Origin of the sequence: Blautia sp. AF14-40 (genome assembly GCF_003479665.1) — a bacterium.
GTDB lineage: Bacteria > Bacillota > Clostridia > Lachnospirales > Lachnospiraceae > Fusicatenibacter > Fusicatenibacter saccharivorans.
In genome coordinates this window covers 175,783-191,661 of the sequence record NZ_QUHK01000001.1, presented here as the reverse complement: position 1 = coordinate 191,661, position 15,879 = coordinate 175,783, and the positions used below count along the sequence as shown (strand labels likewise).

At 50.7% G+C, this 15,879-nt stretch carries 12 protein-coding genes; 4 read left to right on the top strand and 8 right to left on the bottom strand.

The window, feature by feature from the left end; translation table 11 throughout:
• Window positions 1-103 precede the first annotated feature (103 nt).
• Window positions 104-1,132: a LacI family DNA-binding transcriptional regulator gene (locus DWW13_RS00930; RefSeq protein ID WP_055266684.1), complete on the top strand. Its 1,029-nt coding sequence runs from the start codon at window positions 104-106 to the stop codon at window positions 1,130-1,132.
• Window positions 1,133-1,246: 114 nt separating this feature from the next.
• Here DWW13_RS00930 and DWW13_RS00925 read toward each other — a convergent pair whose 3' ends face one another.
• The 8 genes from DWW13_RS00925 to DWW13_RS00890 all read right to left on the bottom strand — a co-directional run bounded on the left by DWW13_RS00925 (window position 1,247) and on the right by DWW13_RS00890 (window position 10,907).
• Window positions 1,247-1,942, bottom strand: coding sequence for an L-ribulose-5-phosphate 4-epimerase (locus DWW13_RS00925; protein WP_022461490.1), 696 nt, complete (start codon window positions 1,940-1,942; stop codon window positions 1,247-1,249).
• Between the two features lie 34 nt (window positions 1,943-1,976).
• Window positions 1,977-3,569: a xylulokinase gene (locus DWW13_RS00920; protein WP_334294899.1), complete on the bottom strand. Its 1,593-nt coding sequence runs from the start codon at window positions 3,567-3,569 to the stop codon at window positions 1,977-1,979.
• Between the two features lie 32 nt (window positions 3,570-3,601).
• Window positions 3,602-4,720, bottom strand: a complete 1,119-nt coding sequence (locus DWW13_RS00915; protein ID WP_118697219.1) for a GntR family transcriptional regulator — start codon at window positions 4,718-4,720, stop codon at window positions 3,602-3,604.
• 123 nt (window positions 4,721-4,843) lie between these two features.
• Window positions 4,844-5,461 (bottom strand): DUF5662 family protein, encoded by a 618-nt coding sequence (locus DWW13_RS00910; protein WP_226906316.1) that lies wholly within the window; start codon window positions 5,459-5,461, stop codon window positions 4,844-4,846.
• Window positions 5,439-7,334 (bottom strand): alpha-amylase family glycosyl hydrolase, encoded by a 1,896-nt coding sequence (locus DWW13_RS00905; RefSeq protein ID WP_055218161.1) that lies wholly within the window; start codon window positions 7,332-7,334, stop codon window positions 5,439-5,441. The genes DWW13_RS00910 and DWW13_RS00905 overlap by 23 nt, the downstream gene beginning before the upstream one ends.
• 96 nt (window positions 7,335-7,430) lie before the next feature.
• Window positions 7,431-8,186, bottom strand: coding sequence for an exodeoxyribonuclease III (locus DWW13_RS00900; RefSeq protein WP_118718994.1), 756 nt, complete (start codon window positions 8,184-8,186; stop codon window positions 7,431-7,433).
• An 81-nt stretch (window positions 8,187-8,267) separates the two neighbouring features.
• A complete protein-coding gene (locus DWW13_RS00895) occupies window positions 8,268-9,728 on the bottom strand; it encodes an aminotransferase class I/II-fold pyridoxal phosphate-dependent enzyme (RefSeq protein ID WP_158554953.1) in 1,461 nt (486 codons plus the stop codon).
• A gap of 114 nt (window positions 9,729-9,842) precedes the next feature.
• A complete protein-coding gene (locus tag DWW13_RS00890; RefSeq protein ID WP_118718992.1) occupies window positions 9,843-10,907 on the bottom strand; it encodes a branched-chain amino acid aminotransferase in 1,065 nt (354 codons plus the stop codon).
• 278 nt (window positions 10,908-11,185) lie between these two features.
• Here DWW13_RS00890 and DWW13_RS00885 point away from each other — a divergent pair, with 278 nt between their 5' ends.
• The 3 genes from DWW13_RS00885 to DWW13_RS00875 all read left to right on the top strand — a co-directional run bounded on the left by DWW13_RS00885 (window position 11,186) and on the right by DWW13_RS00875 (window position 15,876).
• Window positions 11,186-11,554, top strand: a complete 369-nt coding sequence (locus DWW13_RS00885; RefSeq protein ID WP_118718990.1) for a DUF1292 domain-containing protein — start codon at window positions 11,186-11,188, stop codon at window positions 11,552-11,554.
• Between the two features lie 215 nt (window positions 11,555-11,769).
• Window positions 11,770-12,093 (top strand): helix-turn-helix domain-containing protein, encoded by a 324-nt coding sequence (locus DWW13_RS00880; RefSeq protein WP_117800904.1) that lies wholly within the window; start codon window positions 11,770-11,772, stop codon window positions 12,091-12,093.
• Between the two features lie 189 nt (window positions 12,094-12,282).
• Window positions 12,283-15,876 carry an ABC transporter ATP-binding protein/permease gene (locus tag DWW13_RS00875; RefSeq protein ID WP_117760375.1) on the top strand — a complete coding sequence of 1,198 codons (3,594 nt, stop codon included), beginning with the start codon at window positions 12,283-12,285 and terminating at the stop codon, window positions 15,874-15,876.
• Window positions 15,877-15,879: the final 3 nt, after the last annotated feature.

Here is a 15,879-nt window from a genome sequence, read left to right as displayed (position 1 = left end):
CCGGCGGGCGAGAAATGTTATACTATATTCATATATTATTTGTTTTTTTCTGAAAGCTTACATGATTCACGCAACACTTTTGAAGGGAAGGACACTTGAACTTATGGCACGAAAAAAAAATGTAACCTTTAATGATATTGCACAGTATACGCATTTTTCCAAAACAACCATTTCCCGGTATTTCAACAACCCGGATTCCCTGACACCGGAAAATCAGCAGATCATTTCCGATGCACTGGATAAACTGAACTATAAAGAAAACAAAGTGGCAAAAATTCTCGCGAACGGACAGACCGAATTTGTCGGCGTCCTGATCCCGAGTCTCTCCATGAACTACTATTCCGAGATGCTGAATCAGATTCTTGCTTCTTATGAGAAATATGGCTATAAATTCCTCGTCTTCGCCGGAAACGGCCACGACGAGACGGAGCACCGCTACATTCAGGAGCTGATGTCGTACAAAATCGAGGGCCTCATCGTCCTCTCCCATACACTCTCCTCCCGCGAACTCTCCGATCTGCAGATCCCGGTCGTTGCAATTGAGCGCGAAGACCAGTTCGTCAGCAGTGTCAATACAGACAACTACCTCGGCGCGTACGAAGCGACTTCGCTTCTGATTCATAACCACTGTGATGTCCTGATTCATCTGAACTCACCGACCAAAGAAAATGTTCCTGCCTACCGCCGTCTCGCCGGTTTCCAGGATGCCTGTGTAAAGGCCGGTGTACCGCACAAGGTTATCATTCGGGATTTTGGACTCTCCTATCAGGAAGCCGCAGCACCGCTGCAGGAAATCTTTGACAACATCGAACAAAAATATGCCGGTCAGAAAAAGGGCATCTTCCTCTCCAACGATGATCATGCCAATATTCTTTTAAATCTTCTGATCCGCAAATACCATACCCTGCCGGACGATTACGAACTCATCGGCTTCGACGGTGCGCCGATTTCCGAGCAGGCTATCTATCCGATCAGCACTGTCGGCCAGCAGATTGACCAGATTGCAGACGAGGCTGTTTCCCTTCTGGTCTCCCAGATGCAGGAACGGAAAAAACGCCACCCGGTGCCGCTTGCCGAGCCGGTTCACAAGACCGTTCCGCCGCTTCTGATCCGGCGTCAGACGACCACTTGATTTTAAAAGCAGATTTCTATCATAAAAATGTTTTTATCAAAAAAGTGTCATCCACCTGCGGGCTGTGTGCCCTGCAGTTTGTGGATGACACTTTTCTTATCTTCTTACTCTTTTTTAGTTCTGTCCGTAATAAGCATTTGCACCATGTTTACGGTAATAGTGTTTATCCTGCAGCTCCTGCGGTGCCGGCTGGATTCTCGGGTTGATGGTCTCGGCACGGTATGCCATTTTGGCAACCTCTTCGAGGACAACAGCATTGTGAACAGCCTCATGCGCATCTTTGCCCCAGGTGAACGGTCCGTGGTTCTTGCAAAGAACGGCCGGAACGGCTTTTACATCTTTTCCCATCCGTTTGAACTCATTGACGATCAGATGGCCGGTGTTTTCCTCGTATGCCTCGTCAATCTCTTCTTTTGTCAGGCAGCGCAGGCACGGTACTTCACCGTAGATGTAGTCTGCATGGGTTGTTCCGTAGCACGGAATGCTTCTTCCCGCCTGTGCCCAGCTTGTCGCATAGGAGGAATGGGTGTGAACAATGCCGCCGATCTCTGGAAATGCTTTGTACAGCTCCAGATGGGTCGGGGTGTCAGAAGACGGACGGTAGCGTCCTTCTACTTTGTTTCCGTTCAGATCCATGACAACCATATCGTCCGGTGTCAGCAGGTCGTAATCCACGCCGCTTGGTTTGATGACGAACAGACCGCTTTCCCGGTCAATCTCGCTGACATTTCCCCAGGTAAAGGTAACCAGTCCGTATTTTGGAAGAAGCATGTTGGCTTCGTATACTCTTTTTTTCAGTTCTTCTAACATTGTGTTGTCCTTTCTGTCTTTCCCAAACGATGGTTCATTTTAAGCTCTCTACTGCTGCACGCTCAATCGGCAGGCCTTTTTTGTAGCGCTCGGTGAATACTTCAAATCCAGCGACGTCTGCCGGGTCCGGATCCATCTTGGTTCCAGCATTTCCTGCGAAGACTTTTGCATCGAGGTAATCCTCGAGTGTTTCATTCTCTTCTTTATTGATCATATAAGAAGCCAGCAGTGCGATGCCCCAGGCTCCGCCCTCTCCTGCTGTCTCCATGACGGAAACCGGTGCGTCGATTGAACCTGCGAGGATCTTCTGGCCGACACCTTTTGTCTTGAAGAGACCGCCGTGGCCGAGAATCTGGTCGACCTGAACATGCTCCTCTTTCATCAGGATATCAAGGCCGACTTTCAGGGCGCCAAGGGAAGTAAACAGGTTGACTCTCATAAAGTTTGCCAGATTGAATTTCGCATCCGGAGTACGCGCGAAGACAGGACGGCCCTCGTTGAATCCGGTTACGTGCTCGCCGGAGAAGTAGTTGTAGGCAAGGAGTCCGCCGCAGTCTGCGTCGCCCTCCAGGGCTTTGTTGTACAGCTTGCCGAACAGATCATTCGTGCTGATTTCCATGCCGAAGGTCTGCGCAAATTCACGGAAGAGATTGACCCATGCATTCAGATCAGAAGTACAGTTCTGGCAGTGCACCATGGCAACCGGATGACCGGACGGGGTTGTTACCATATCGATCTCCGGGTATACTTTGGAAAGGTTCTTCTCCAGAACGATCATAGCAAAAACGGAAGTTCCGGCAGACACGTTTCCGGTTCTGACGCGGACGCTGTTTGTTGCTGCCATACCTGTTCCGGCATCTCCCTCCGGCGGGCAGAGCGGAATGCCTGCTTCCAGATTTCCGGACATGTCGAGAAGTGCGGCACCTTCTTTTGTCAGAACACCGGCATTGTCACCTGCGTTCAGAACGTGCGGCAGAACATCGAGTGCTTTCCATGAATATGCTTTGTCTGCGACTGCCTCGTCAAATTTGGCGATCATGTCGGCAAAGTAAGTGTTGGTTTCAGAATCGATTGGAAAGATTCCAGATGCCTCGCCGACACCAACGACACGCTCGCCGGTCATTTTCCACTGAATGTATCCGGCAAGGGTTGTCACGTAGTCGATATCTGCCACATGCGGCTCACCGTTTAAGATTGCCTGATACAGATGGGCGATAGTCCATCTCTGCGGGATGTGGAATCCGAAAAGATCGGTCAGCTTCTCGCTTGCTTCTTCTGTGATATTGTTTCTCCAGGTGCGGAACGGCACGAGGAGGTTTCCTGCTTTGTCAAATGCCATATAGCCGTGCATCATGGCACTGAAGCCGATGGCTCCGACGCGGGTCAGAGTAATGTCGTATTTTTCTTTGACATCAGCTGCCATTTTGGTATAGGCATCCTGCAGGCCCGTCCAGATGTCCTCGAGGGTGTAGGTCCACACGCCGTTGTCATAGCGGTTTTCCCACTCGTGATCTCCAGATGCAATCGGGGCGTTGTCTGCGCCGATCAGGACGGCTTTGATTCTGGTTGAGCCGAACTCAATACCAAGTGCTGTTTTCTGTTCGAGGATTGCTGTTTTTGCATCCATTCCCATTGTTTTTTCCTCCCTTGGGTTCTTTTCTATTTTTTCGTCTCTGTTGACAGATTTTTTCCTGCAGTGGATTCTCTTACGATGAGTTCCGGGGAAATCAGGCGTTTGACGCTGCTTTCTTCTTCCGGGACTTTTCTGATTTTTTCGAGAATGAGCTCTGCTGCCATCTCACCGAGTTTTTCCTGCGGATGGGCAATGGTCGTGATCCCGATCGGACTGCTCTGGCCGATCAGCGAGTTGTCGTATCCGGTGACGGCGATGTCTTCCGGCACGGAGATTCCCTTTTCTTCCAGCATGGAGATGACGGCGAGCGCGATCTGGTCGTTGTAGCAGACGGCGGCATCGACGGACTTTTTGCTGTCGAGCAGCATGGAAAGCATCAGGGACGGTTTGGTTTTCCGGTCTTCGGTGTGAAACCAGATGACGTTTTCGGGATCATACAGGATTCCGCTTTCCTGCAGCGCCTGCACGTAGCCTTTATGGCGCTGGGCGCCCTGGCTGTCGTCGGCCTTGAAGATGCCGATGATGTTTCGTCGGCCGGTCTCTAAAAGGTGCCGGGTCAGCAGATAGCCGCCTTTGCAGTCATCCATCAGAATGCAGGGCTTGTCTGCCATCTGGGGGTAGCAGCCCTGGATGAAGACATACGGGATCTGGTACTTGTCCAGCATTTCGTACAAGTTGATGTGGCGGCAGAGGATCTGGCTTTTGCTCGGCTCGATGATGAGGCCGTCGATGGGCTTGTCGAGGAGTTCTTTTAAGACTTTTTCTTCTTTGGAGCGGCTGTTGCAGGTGTTCTTTAAGATAATGCTGTAGCCGTTTTCGCTCAGCACTCGATCCATTCCCTGGATGAGACGGGGGAAGATGTAGTCGGACAGGTAGGTGGTGGTGACGGCGATGTTTTTTGAATTATGACGCTGGATTACGCGCTCGGAGCAGAAGGTTCCTTTGCCGTGCTGGGCGGTGATATAGCCTTCATTTTCGAGAAGAGCGAGGGCCTTTCGGACAGTGTGGCGTGAGAGGGCGTATTCCCGGGTCAGTTCGTTTTCGGAGGGAAGCTTCTGGCCGGGTTTTATGGTTCCGGAGAGAATCTGCTCTTTTAGGGCTTCCATCAGGGTGTAGTATTTGGCTTTGCCGGTGGTTGGTTCCATGTGATTGGTGATTCCCCTTTCTGGAATTTATAATACAACTTGTACGGTTGTTGTAACAAGTTGTATTTTTGTTGTGGGAAAGGGACGCTCAGGAGTATCGGGAGGGCGGGTGGGTCCAATACCTTAATGAGTGGACGGGGACACTTTCTTGCGGATGGCCTCTTCGTAGACGGTGCATTCTTGAGGACAGTGCATTCGCGGGACGGGGTCACCTTTTAGGAAATGGTAGCGGATGTAATAGAGGGTATCGTCTTCGCCGCGTTCCGAGAGCATGCGCAGCAGAAATTCGAGCTGCGAGAGTGTCTCGGGATGGACGAACCAGAGGTGGCCGATTCCTTTTTTGAGATACTGGTACGGCGCCTGATCGGTATAAGCGTCTCCGAGGTAGACGCGGGACGCGCTGATGCGGTCCATAATCATCTCGGCGACGTAACGGCGCGGCATTGGGACGCCTTTGATGATGGTGTCACAATTGATACCGTAATCAATCCAGTATTCAAAATGATGTTTGTTGCGCCCTTTATGGTGCATCCAGGATTTTGACATGCCGGTGTCTTCGCGCTCGGCGTTATTGGGACTCCGGTCGCCCTGATAGTATTTCATGCCGACCAGAAATTCCGTCGGCGAATATTTCGAGAGGTCGTGGGTCAGTCCCTGCCAGTACAGTCCTATTTTGAAGCAGTACCGCATGACCCACATTTTGTGTGTGGTAATGGTTTTAAAGTGCTGCCATGCTTTCATCATTCTGCCTCTTCTCCTGCTTTCCTGTTAAAATTATGATACTGCGCGGCGGCACGATGACCGTTTTTGCGCTGACTTTTTTCTGATTTTCTTCTGTCAGGAAGACTTCCGGTGTGTTGGTGTCGGCCGTCAGATACCAGACCTTCTGTTCCGGGAGGGACGGCAGTGCCAGCTCATGCGGATTCCAGTGCATGTTGTAGGCAATATAAAGATCGTCGTCCTTGTTGCCGTCTTTATCCTGGAAATAGCTTCCGCAGTACATGACGCCGATAAAACGGCACGTATTTTCCATCTGGGAGAACCAGGCTCTCTGGCTGTGGAAGGACATATCCGGGCAGCCGTAGGATTTGTAGTCGATGAGGCGCGGCTCGCGTTCGCCGTGCAGCGCCGGATGCGCTTTCCGGAAGGCGATTGCTGCTTTTACAAAGGCGGCAAACTCCGGATTCCGGGCGGCTGCTTTCCAGTCGATCCAGCCGGTTTTGTTGTCCTGGCACCAGGCGTTGTTGTTGCCCTTCTGGCTGTTGCCGAATTCATCACCGCCGTAAATCAGCGGTGTTCCCTGGCTTGTCATCAGCATGAGAACGGCATTTTTCAGCTGGCGGAGACGCAGCGCGCGCACAGCCGGTTTCCGGGTCACGCCTTCTGCGCCGCAGTTCCAGGTCAGGTTTTCGTTGGAACCATCCATATTGTCTTCGCCATTGTCCAGATTGTGTTTCTGTTCGTAGGAAACGCTGTCATACAGGGTAAAACCGTCGTGATCCGCAAGATAATTGATCACACCGTGTGTCTCCGGGCTTCTTCTCAGATAATAGGTGAAGTCGGAAAGGCTGCCCTCATCGCCTTTTAAGAAGCGGCGGATATGGTACTGGTAGCCCTGATTGTGTTCCCCTAAATTCCGGAACCACGGGCGTTTTCCCTGATAGATCCGTGCGCCGTCAAAACCGAGGAAAATCAGTTTCGTCTTCCGAAGGAGTGCATCTTTGGACGCTTCTTCTGCCAGCGATGCATCGCCGACCAGATGGAAACCGTCGATCTGGTAGCGGAGCTGCCAGTGGTGCAGAACCTGCAGGGCAAAACCAGAAGGCGTTCCCGGGGCAAAACAGAATTCCATCAGGCATTCGATACCATTCTCATGCAGGGCATCGACCATCTCTGCGAACTCTGCGACGGCATCTGCGGATGCAGCATACGAAGCTTTCGGAGCAAAATACAGGGCCTTTGTGCCGTATCCCCAATAATTCACGCGCTTCTCTTCCGCCGGCGCCGGATATACATAGGCTGGCTCCGTAAGGGAGGTCCACTCAAAAAACTCGTAGGACGGCATCAGTTCTACTGCATTGATACCGAGTTCTTTTAAGTATGGAATTTTTTCGATCACGCCGCGGAACGTTCCCTTGTTCTTTACACGGGAGCTTCCGTCTTTGGTGAAACCGCGCACATGGAGCTTATACAGAATCGTCTCCTCATACGGCCGGTGCAGTGAGGTGGTGCGCATTACCGGGTACTCCGGGAGAAGGCAGCAGCAGGCGCCCTCTTCTTTTTCCATCGGTGCACCGAAGGTTTCTCTTCCTTCTACTGCTCCCGCATACGGATCCAAGCAGAAAGCTTCGTCCATCCGGTAGGCATACGAAAACTTTCCTACCGTCAGGCCTGTGATTTCCACGGAACTGATCACGCCAGTGCGCTCCTCTTCCGGAAGCGGCACGGTAAGAAACGGTTTCTGGTGACCTTTCCGGTACAGCAGAAGCTCTGCTTTTTTTCCATCTGATACTTCTACGGCAAAATTGTATCCGTCTTTCGTCGCCGATGCGCCCATTTTCTCCGGATTTCCCGGCAAAATTCGATATTTTCCTCTGTTTTTTGTCTGTATCATAATTCCCGCCCTTATTTTTTATAATTTGTTGCAATTGTCATACTATTAATGTAAATCATTTGAATAAAATTGTCAATTGACCAATGTTACCAATTGTTATACCTCTAAATCCAGTTCCACCGGGCAATGGTCGGAACCGAGAATTTCGGTATGGATTTTGGCATCTGCAACTGCATCTTTTAAGGACTCTGATACCATAAAGTAATCAAGCCGCCATCCTGCATTCCGCTGGCGTGCCTGGAAGCGGTATGACCACCAGGAATACGCCACGGTGTCCGGATACAGCATACGGAAGGAATCAACAAAGCCTTTTTCTTTGATCACAGCAAATTTTTCGCGCTCCTCTTTCGTAAAGCCGGCGTTTTTCTCATTTGCCTTTGCATTTTTGATATCCATCTCGGTCGCTGCGACGTTCAGATCTCCGCAGAAAATCACCGGTTTTTCCTGCTCCAGTCCTTTTAAATAAGAAAGAAACGCATCCTCCCACTCCATCCGGTAGGCAAGGCGTTTTAATTCATCCTGCGAATTCGGTGTGTAGACGGTTACAACAAAGTATTCTGGAAACTCTGCCGTAATCACACGGCCTTCCATATCATGTTCTTCGATTCCGATACCATAGCGAACGGAAATCGGCTCCTCTTTGGTAAACAGGGCCGTACCGGAATATCCTTTCTTTTCCGCATAATTCCAATACTGATGATAGCCGGGCAGCTCAAGGTCGATCTGTCCTTCCTGCAGCTTTGTCTCCTGCAGGCAGAAAATATCGGCATCTGCCGCCTCAAAGTATTCCTGAAAGCCTTTCTTCATACAGGCTCTCAGTCCATTTACGTTCCAGGATATCATTTTTTTCATACGCAATTCATCTCCTTTTCCTGACAGTCTGTTCTCTGCGGTTTCTGTTGCAAAGCGCTGGGAACCGACTTCCGTTTTCTTTTATTCCTCTTTCAGAACATACAGCACTTCCAGCGACGCATCCGACGGTCCGTGAAATTCGCAGCCGTCTGCTTTATACTGGCGCATCAGTTCCAACATTTCTCTGCTGTACCGCTCGCCCGGGCAGATGAGCGGGATTCCCGGCGGATATGGGGCTGCCATCTCGGCTGCAATTCGTCCTTCCGCTTCTGCAAACGGAACGGCTTCCTTCTCCGCAAAATATGCCTCGCGCGGTGTCTTTACCATCTCCGGCAGGCTGCGGAACAGCCACTGCTTTTCTGTAAACTTCGTCCGCCCCGTCGTTTTCCCGCTCTCTGCTGCCGAAATTCCTGCCAGCGCATCGATCAGCCGTGTGATATCTTCCTCGCTGTTTGCCCAGGTAATAACGCAGACCACGTTCTCCTCGTCGGCAAGCTCTGTACTGACGCGGTATTCCTCGTACAGACGCACCTGCAGATCGTAGCCGGAAATACCAAGTTCTCTTGCCGAGAATACAAGACGCGTCAGGTCGATCTTCCATACGCCGCACGTTCCTTCCATCTCGGTCCCAAGAACTTCGATTCCTTTGATCTTTGCAAGCTCCTGCCGCGCCCTCTGGCCGAGTTCCAGCGCGCGTTCCATTCGCTCTTTTCCGTGCAGCGCCATCCCGCGCCGCGCCGCATCGAGGGATGCCATCAGAAGGTAGGACGGCGATGTACTCTGTACCATCTGCAGATTGGCGGCCACTCTTGCCTCATCGAGACGGCCAGAACCGAGTGATAAGAAGGAGCTCTGTGTAAAGGAACCCGCCGTTTTGTGGATACTCTGCGCGCAGGCATCCGCACCACTTTCCAGTGCGCCGAGAGGAAGCTGTTCGGAAAAATAGAGGTGCGATCCATGTGCTTCATCGACAAGAAGCGCTGCGTTGTGGCAGTGACAGATTTCTGCGATCGCCTGCAGATCACTGCAAAGACCGTAGTACGTCGGGCTGACCAGAAGTACGGCTTTCGCATCCGGCGTTTCCGCGAAGGCTTTTTCGATCGTCTCCGGCGTTACGCCGCCCCACATCTGCCATTTCGTGCTGTACTCCGGCATCACATAAACCGGTGTGGCTCCGCTTAAAATCAGGCCCATCAGCACCGATTTGTGCACGTTTCGCGGAACAATGATTTTTTCGCCCTCTTTCACAGACGAAAGCACCATCGCCTCGTTGCCGCATGTTGTGCCGTTGACAAGAAAAAAAGTTTTTTTTGCCTTCCACGTTTCCGCCGCCAGTTTCTGCGCCTCTGCAATCACGCCCTCCGCGTGATGCAGATCGTCAAGCCCTTCTGCCTCCGAGAGGTCATACGCCGCAAGCGACGCTCCGTTTAACGTCTCATCCAGCCCGCGCTCAAACCGGTGTCCCGGAATACGGAAATAGGCCGGTGCTTCCTCCCGGAACTGTTGTAACGCCTCCACAAGAGGCATTCGATTCTGATCCATTCTGCTTTGTTTCCTTTCAAACGATTTCTGAATCTTTTTCTGAAGCGAAAGAATCCTCCCCGCACCGCTGTGCGGGAAGGACCCCCTTATCTGCATTTTTCTGTTTTATATGGTTTATTCTACCGGAGTAGTCCAGCCATATTTATCTTCCAGTTTACCCCACTGGATACCGGTCAGGGTATCGTACAGTTTCTGGGTCAGCTCACCGATCTTGAAGTCATTTACAACAACAGAATCGTCCTTGTATACAAATTCACCAACCGGAGATACAACTGCTGCTGTACCAGTACCAAATGCTTCTTCCAGTGTGCCGTCATGACCTGCTTTCATCAGATCGTCAACCGACAGATGTGTTTCGTTTACTTTATATCCCCAGTCTCTTAAGATATGGATCAGGGAATCACGGGTTACGCCCGGAAGAACAGTTCCTTCCAGCGGTGCGGTGTAGATTTCGCCGGCAATCTTGAACATGATGTTCATGGTTCCAACTTCCTCTACATATTTACGATGTACGCCGTCCAGCCACAGAACCTGGGTGCATCCCATCTTCTCTGCTTTTACCTGGCCTGCGATGGAACTTGCATAGTTACCGCCGCATTTTGTAAATCCTGTGCCACCTTTGACTGCACGAACATATTCATCCTCAACCAGGATCTTAACCGGGTTGATGCCCTCTGCATAGTATGCTCCAACCGGAGTGGTGATGATAACGAATTTGTAGGATTTTGCCATATGTACGCCAAGGCTTGCCTCAGTAGCGAACATGAACGGACGGATGTAAAGAGATGTACCTGGCTCAGACGGTACCCAGTCTTCCTGTGCTTTAACCAGTGCTTTGACAGCCTCTACAAACATCTCCTCCGGTACACCCGGCATGCAGAGTCTCTCGTTGGATTTAATCATACGGCGTGCGTTCATTTCCGGACGGAACAGCTGGATCTTTCCTTCTGCTGTTCTGTAGGCTTTCAGTCCCTCGAACGTTTCCTGTGCATAGTGAAGTACCATGGTTGCAGGATCCATCTGGATTCCGCCGTACGGTACGATTGCTGCATCATGCCATCCCTGCTCTTTGTCCCAGTCCATGACAAACATATAGTCTGTAAAGTGTTTTCCGAATCCAAGATTTTTCTGATCCGGTTTTTCCTGTAAATGTTCTCTTTTTTCAAATCTGATATCCATTTTTTGCCTCCCCGGCAGTTGAGGATAAGTTTGTTCAGCTGCCTGTATATTTAGATTCAATAGTGATAGTATAAAACTGTACCCGAAAACAGTCAATAGAAAATACGACTAATTTTTCATTTTTTCGTTCTTATTTATTGTATCTTTTCCGTATTTTCCTGTATCAGCCGCATTTTTTCTGCTTTCCCGGCACAGCCATTGTGTTTTTTTCTATTATCTGTTAGAATGGCAGACAAGAACCTGATAAGACTTGAACACGAAAAAGGAAGGTAATACAAATGAGTGAAGAATTATTCAACAGCGCATCCTGCAGCGGAGACTGCGCAGACTGCGGCAGCGACTGCCAGGATCTGGATCAGCCGACTGTTACCCTGACACTGGACGACGATACCGAAGTAAAATGTGCCGTACTGACCATTTTCCCAGCTCCGAACCAGAAAGAGTACATCGCTCTTCTGCCGCTCGATGAAAACGGCGAGAACGAAGACGGCGAAGTTTATCTGTACCGCTATTATGAAGAGAACGGCCAGCCAAACCTCGACAATATCGACTCGGATGAAGAGTACGAAATCGCAGCAGACGCATTCGACGAACTGATGGATACGGAGGAATTCAACGAGCTGGAAGAAAATTCCACCGAAGAGTAAGCGCACAGAATCTGAAACCGTTTCAAAACCCGGCAGGAGACCTTGTTTTCCTGCCGGGTTTTTCTTTTTCCCTCTCACGATCCAGTTATTTCTTATTTGTACAGCTTTTCTGCATCTCTCTTTAAGATCTGTTTCTATTCTTTTACAGAAGTATAATATATGTGAGTAGTATTTTTCATACTGCTACATTACATAGGAATACGAGGTATCTTTTTATGAGAGATAAAGATGTGATACAGCATATCCAGGATTTATGCCGCGAGCGCTCCTGGACTTATTACCGCCTTGCAAAAGAGGCAGACATTCCCTATTCTACCTTAAACAATATGGTAAACCGCACCAATATTCCAACCATCCCTACCCTGCAGAAGCTCTGCGACGCTTTCGGCATCACACTTGCCGATTTCTTTCTCGACGAGCCGGATGCCCTGCAGCTTACCGAAGGACAACAGGAAATCATTACGCTTTACAATAATCTTTCGCTGGAGAAAAAGAAAATCTTAAAGGCTTATATGAAAGGTCTTCTGATGGAAGTCTGACTTTTCCGGCATCATAAGTATCACAGATAAAGAAAGTTCCGTTTTTTGTTTTTCTGAAACAGAGGCGGAACTTTTTTTCTGTCGATAAACTTTTCTTAAATTTTTCTAAAGCCCGGGACTTTTCCCGTATTTCGTTGTAGAATAAAGGACAACTGTTCACATATTAATCACAGAAGGAGTTACCCTTTTATGCTACAGATTCAGCATATCAAAAAAGAATACCGGACCGGGACGCTGGTACAGAAAGCGCTCGACGATGTGTCCTTAAATTTGCGCGACAACGAGTTTGTCGCTATTTTAGGGCCGAGCGGTTCCGGAAAGACGACGCTTCTGAATATCATCGGCGGCCTCGACCGCTACGACAGCGGCGATCTGATCATCAACGGCATTTCCACGAAAAAGTATAAGGACCGCGACTGGGATTCCTACCGGAACCACACGATCGGCTTTGTCTTCCAGAGCTACAACCTGATCCCGCACCAGACCGTCCTTGCAAACGTAGAGCTGGCGCTTACCATTTCCGGTGTTTCCAAAGAAGTGCGGCGCAAAAAAGCAATCGCGGCACTTGAAAAGGTCGGTCTTGGAAAACAGCTCCACAAGCGGCCGAGCCAGATGTCCGGCGGTCAGATGCAGCGTGTCGCCATCGCCCGCGCTCTTGTCAATGACCCGGAAATTCTGCTTGCCGATGAGCCGACCGGCGCGCTCGATTCCGACACCAGTATTCAGGTCATGGACCTGCTGCAGGAAGTTGCCAAAGAACGCCTTGTCGTCATGGTCACACACAATCCAGAGCTCGCCGAGCTTTACGCCAACCGGATCGTCACCCTGCGCGACGGTGTGATCTGCTCCGACACGAACCCGTTTGAGCCGGATTCCGAAACCCTGCTTCCTCCCAAGCACAAAAACATGGGCAAATCGTCGATGTCCTTTCTGACGGCGCTCTCCTTAAGTTTTAATAACCTGCGCACCAAGAAAGCGCGGACCTTGCTCACCTCGTTTGCCGGCTCGATCGGCATCATCGGCATTGCACTGATTCTGGCACTCTCCTCTGGTGTCAACGAGTATATTCAGAATATGGAAGAGGAAACTCTCTCCGAATATCCGCTTCAGATCCAGCGCACCGGCTTTGACCTCACTTCGATGATGGTCGGCTCACAGAATGCCGGCAAAGACTCAAAAGATTCCGGCAAAAAGAATGAAATCAAAGTCCAGGAAGTCGTGACCAACATGTTCTCCACCATGAACTCCAACGATCTCGCTTCCCTGAAAAAGTACCTTGACGGCGGTGCGGACGGCATTTCCGACTACACAAATGCCATCGAATATTCCTACTCCGTCACGCCGCAGATCTACCGCGAAGACGGCGATTCCATCCGCCAGGTGCACCCGGACCAGTCGTTCCGCTCGCTCGGCCTTGGCGCAAGCTCCAACAGCATCATGTCATCCATGATGAGCACCAACGTCTTTTACGAGATGCCGGACACCGCTTCCCTGTACGAGAACCAGTACGACTTAAAAGCCGGACACTGGCCGGAAAACTATAACGAATGTGTGCTTGTCCTCACTTCCGACGGCGGAATGAGTGATTTTCTGCTCTACACCCTGGGGCTCCGCGATGCACTCGAGCTGGATGAGATGGTCCGCCAGTTTTTAAATGAAGAAACCGTCGAGACCCCTTCCTCCATCGGCACGTATTCCTACGATGATATTCTCGGCACCACGTTCCGTCTTGTGAACAGCGCAGACTGCTACGAATACGACAGTCAGTATCAGGTCTGGAAAGATAAAAGCGACAATGAAGACTATATGAAAAAACTCGTTGCCAACGGCGAAAAGCTCACAATCACCGGTATTGTCCAGCCGTCCCCTGACTCTGCCGCCTCTGCCCTGACCGCCGGCATCAATTACCCGGCATCGCTGACCCGCCACGTTGTGGAGGAAGCAAAGAAATCCGAGATTGTGAAACAGCAGATGGCGGACTCCTCCATCGATGTCTTTACGAATCAGGAATTCGGCACCGTGGATCAGAACAGCGGTCTTGATATGGATTCCTTTATCACTGTCGATGAGGACAAGCTGCAGAACGCTTTCCAGTTCGACGATTCCGCACTCTCCGGTGCTTTTTCCGGTGATTCCATGAACCTTGATTTTTCCAGCGCCTTTGCGGACGCCGGAAGCAGCATGGATCTCGCGGGTGCGATTGACCTCAGTCAGATCTCTCTTAATTTCGACGGACTGCCGCAGCTTGATCTTGGCCAGATTTTATCCGGGCTTACTCTCAATGTCAGTGAAGACGGCATGCAGGAACTGGCTTCCAGCCTCATGGAGGGCTATCAGGGCTACGCCTCGGAGCACCCGGAGGCGGATTATTCCCATTTACAGGAGGATTTCGTCTCCTACATCAATTCCACGGAAGCACAGGAAATCCTGCGGCGCCACATCCAGACCATCATTGCAGACGGCGGCGGTGTTTCCATTACACAGGAACAGATCCAGGAACTCATTCAGCGGATCTTCAAAGGGTATCAGGCATACCTGATCAAGATGGGCTACACCGATCCGGAACAGTTTGATGCTTATCTTGCGGAGTATCTGCAGACCGAAGAAGCTGTTCAGATCATCAACGACTGGATTTCCGAGGTGATGCAGAACAACGGCAATATCGAAATTACATCCGACCAGCTCACTGCGCTTGCGACGGAGCTTTCTAACGGTTATCTCGCTTACGTGAAGGAGAACGGCCTGCCGGATCCGACGGAGATGGGCCAGCACTTTATCGCCTACCTGAACACGGCGGACGGCCAGCAGCGGCTGAACAGCGGTATCACAAAAATCGTCGATCTCGACGGACTGCAGTCCCAGGTTTCTTCTGCGCTCACAAACTACATGGCAGGCGTTATGGGAAGCTACTCCGCTTCTGTCGCCTCGGTTCTGCAGACACAGATCACTTCCGCGATGGAACAGATGATGACGCAGATGGCCTCTGCAATTCAGTCCGAGATGGAGCGCGCCATGACGCAGGTCGGTAATTCTCTGCAGGATTCGATGGGCGATGCCATGAAGATTGACACCGATGCCTTTGCAAGTGCCTTCCAGATGAATATGACTGAGGATGATATGAAGGAGCTCTTCGCTTCTCTTAGTTCTTCCGGCTCTTCCACCTATGAGGGCAATCTGCAGAAACTGGGCTACGCTGATTTTGACGAACCCTCTTCGATCAGCATTTACCCGAAAAACTTTGAGAGCAAGGAACACGTTGTCTCCATCCTCGACGGCTACAATGACACGATGGAAAAAGAAGGCAAAAACGAGCAGGTAATCTCGTACACCGATGTGGTCGGCACTCTGATGTCCTCCGTCACGGATATCGTCAACATCATCAGCTACGTGCTGATCGCTTTTGTCGGCATTTCCCTTGTGGTTTCCTCGATTATGATCGGCGTCATCACCTATATCAGTGTTCTGGAACGTAAGAAAGAGATCGGTATCCTGCGCGCGATCGGTGCTTCGAAACGCAATATTTCGCAGGTCTTCAATGCCGAAACCTTCATCATCGGACTCTGTGCAGGACTGATCGGCATCGGGCTCTCGCTGCTTCTGATGATTCCGGGCAACCTTCTGATCCACCATCTGGCGGATACGACGAAGGTCAGTGCTTCTCTTCCACTCGTCCCGGCGCTTGTTCTGATTGCACTCAGCGTCGTTCTGACCCTGATCGGCGGTCTGATTCCGTCGAAGAAAGCGGCAAAAAGCGATCCGGTTACGGCACTCCGGACAGAATAATCT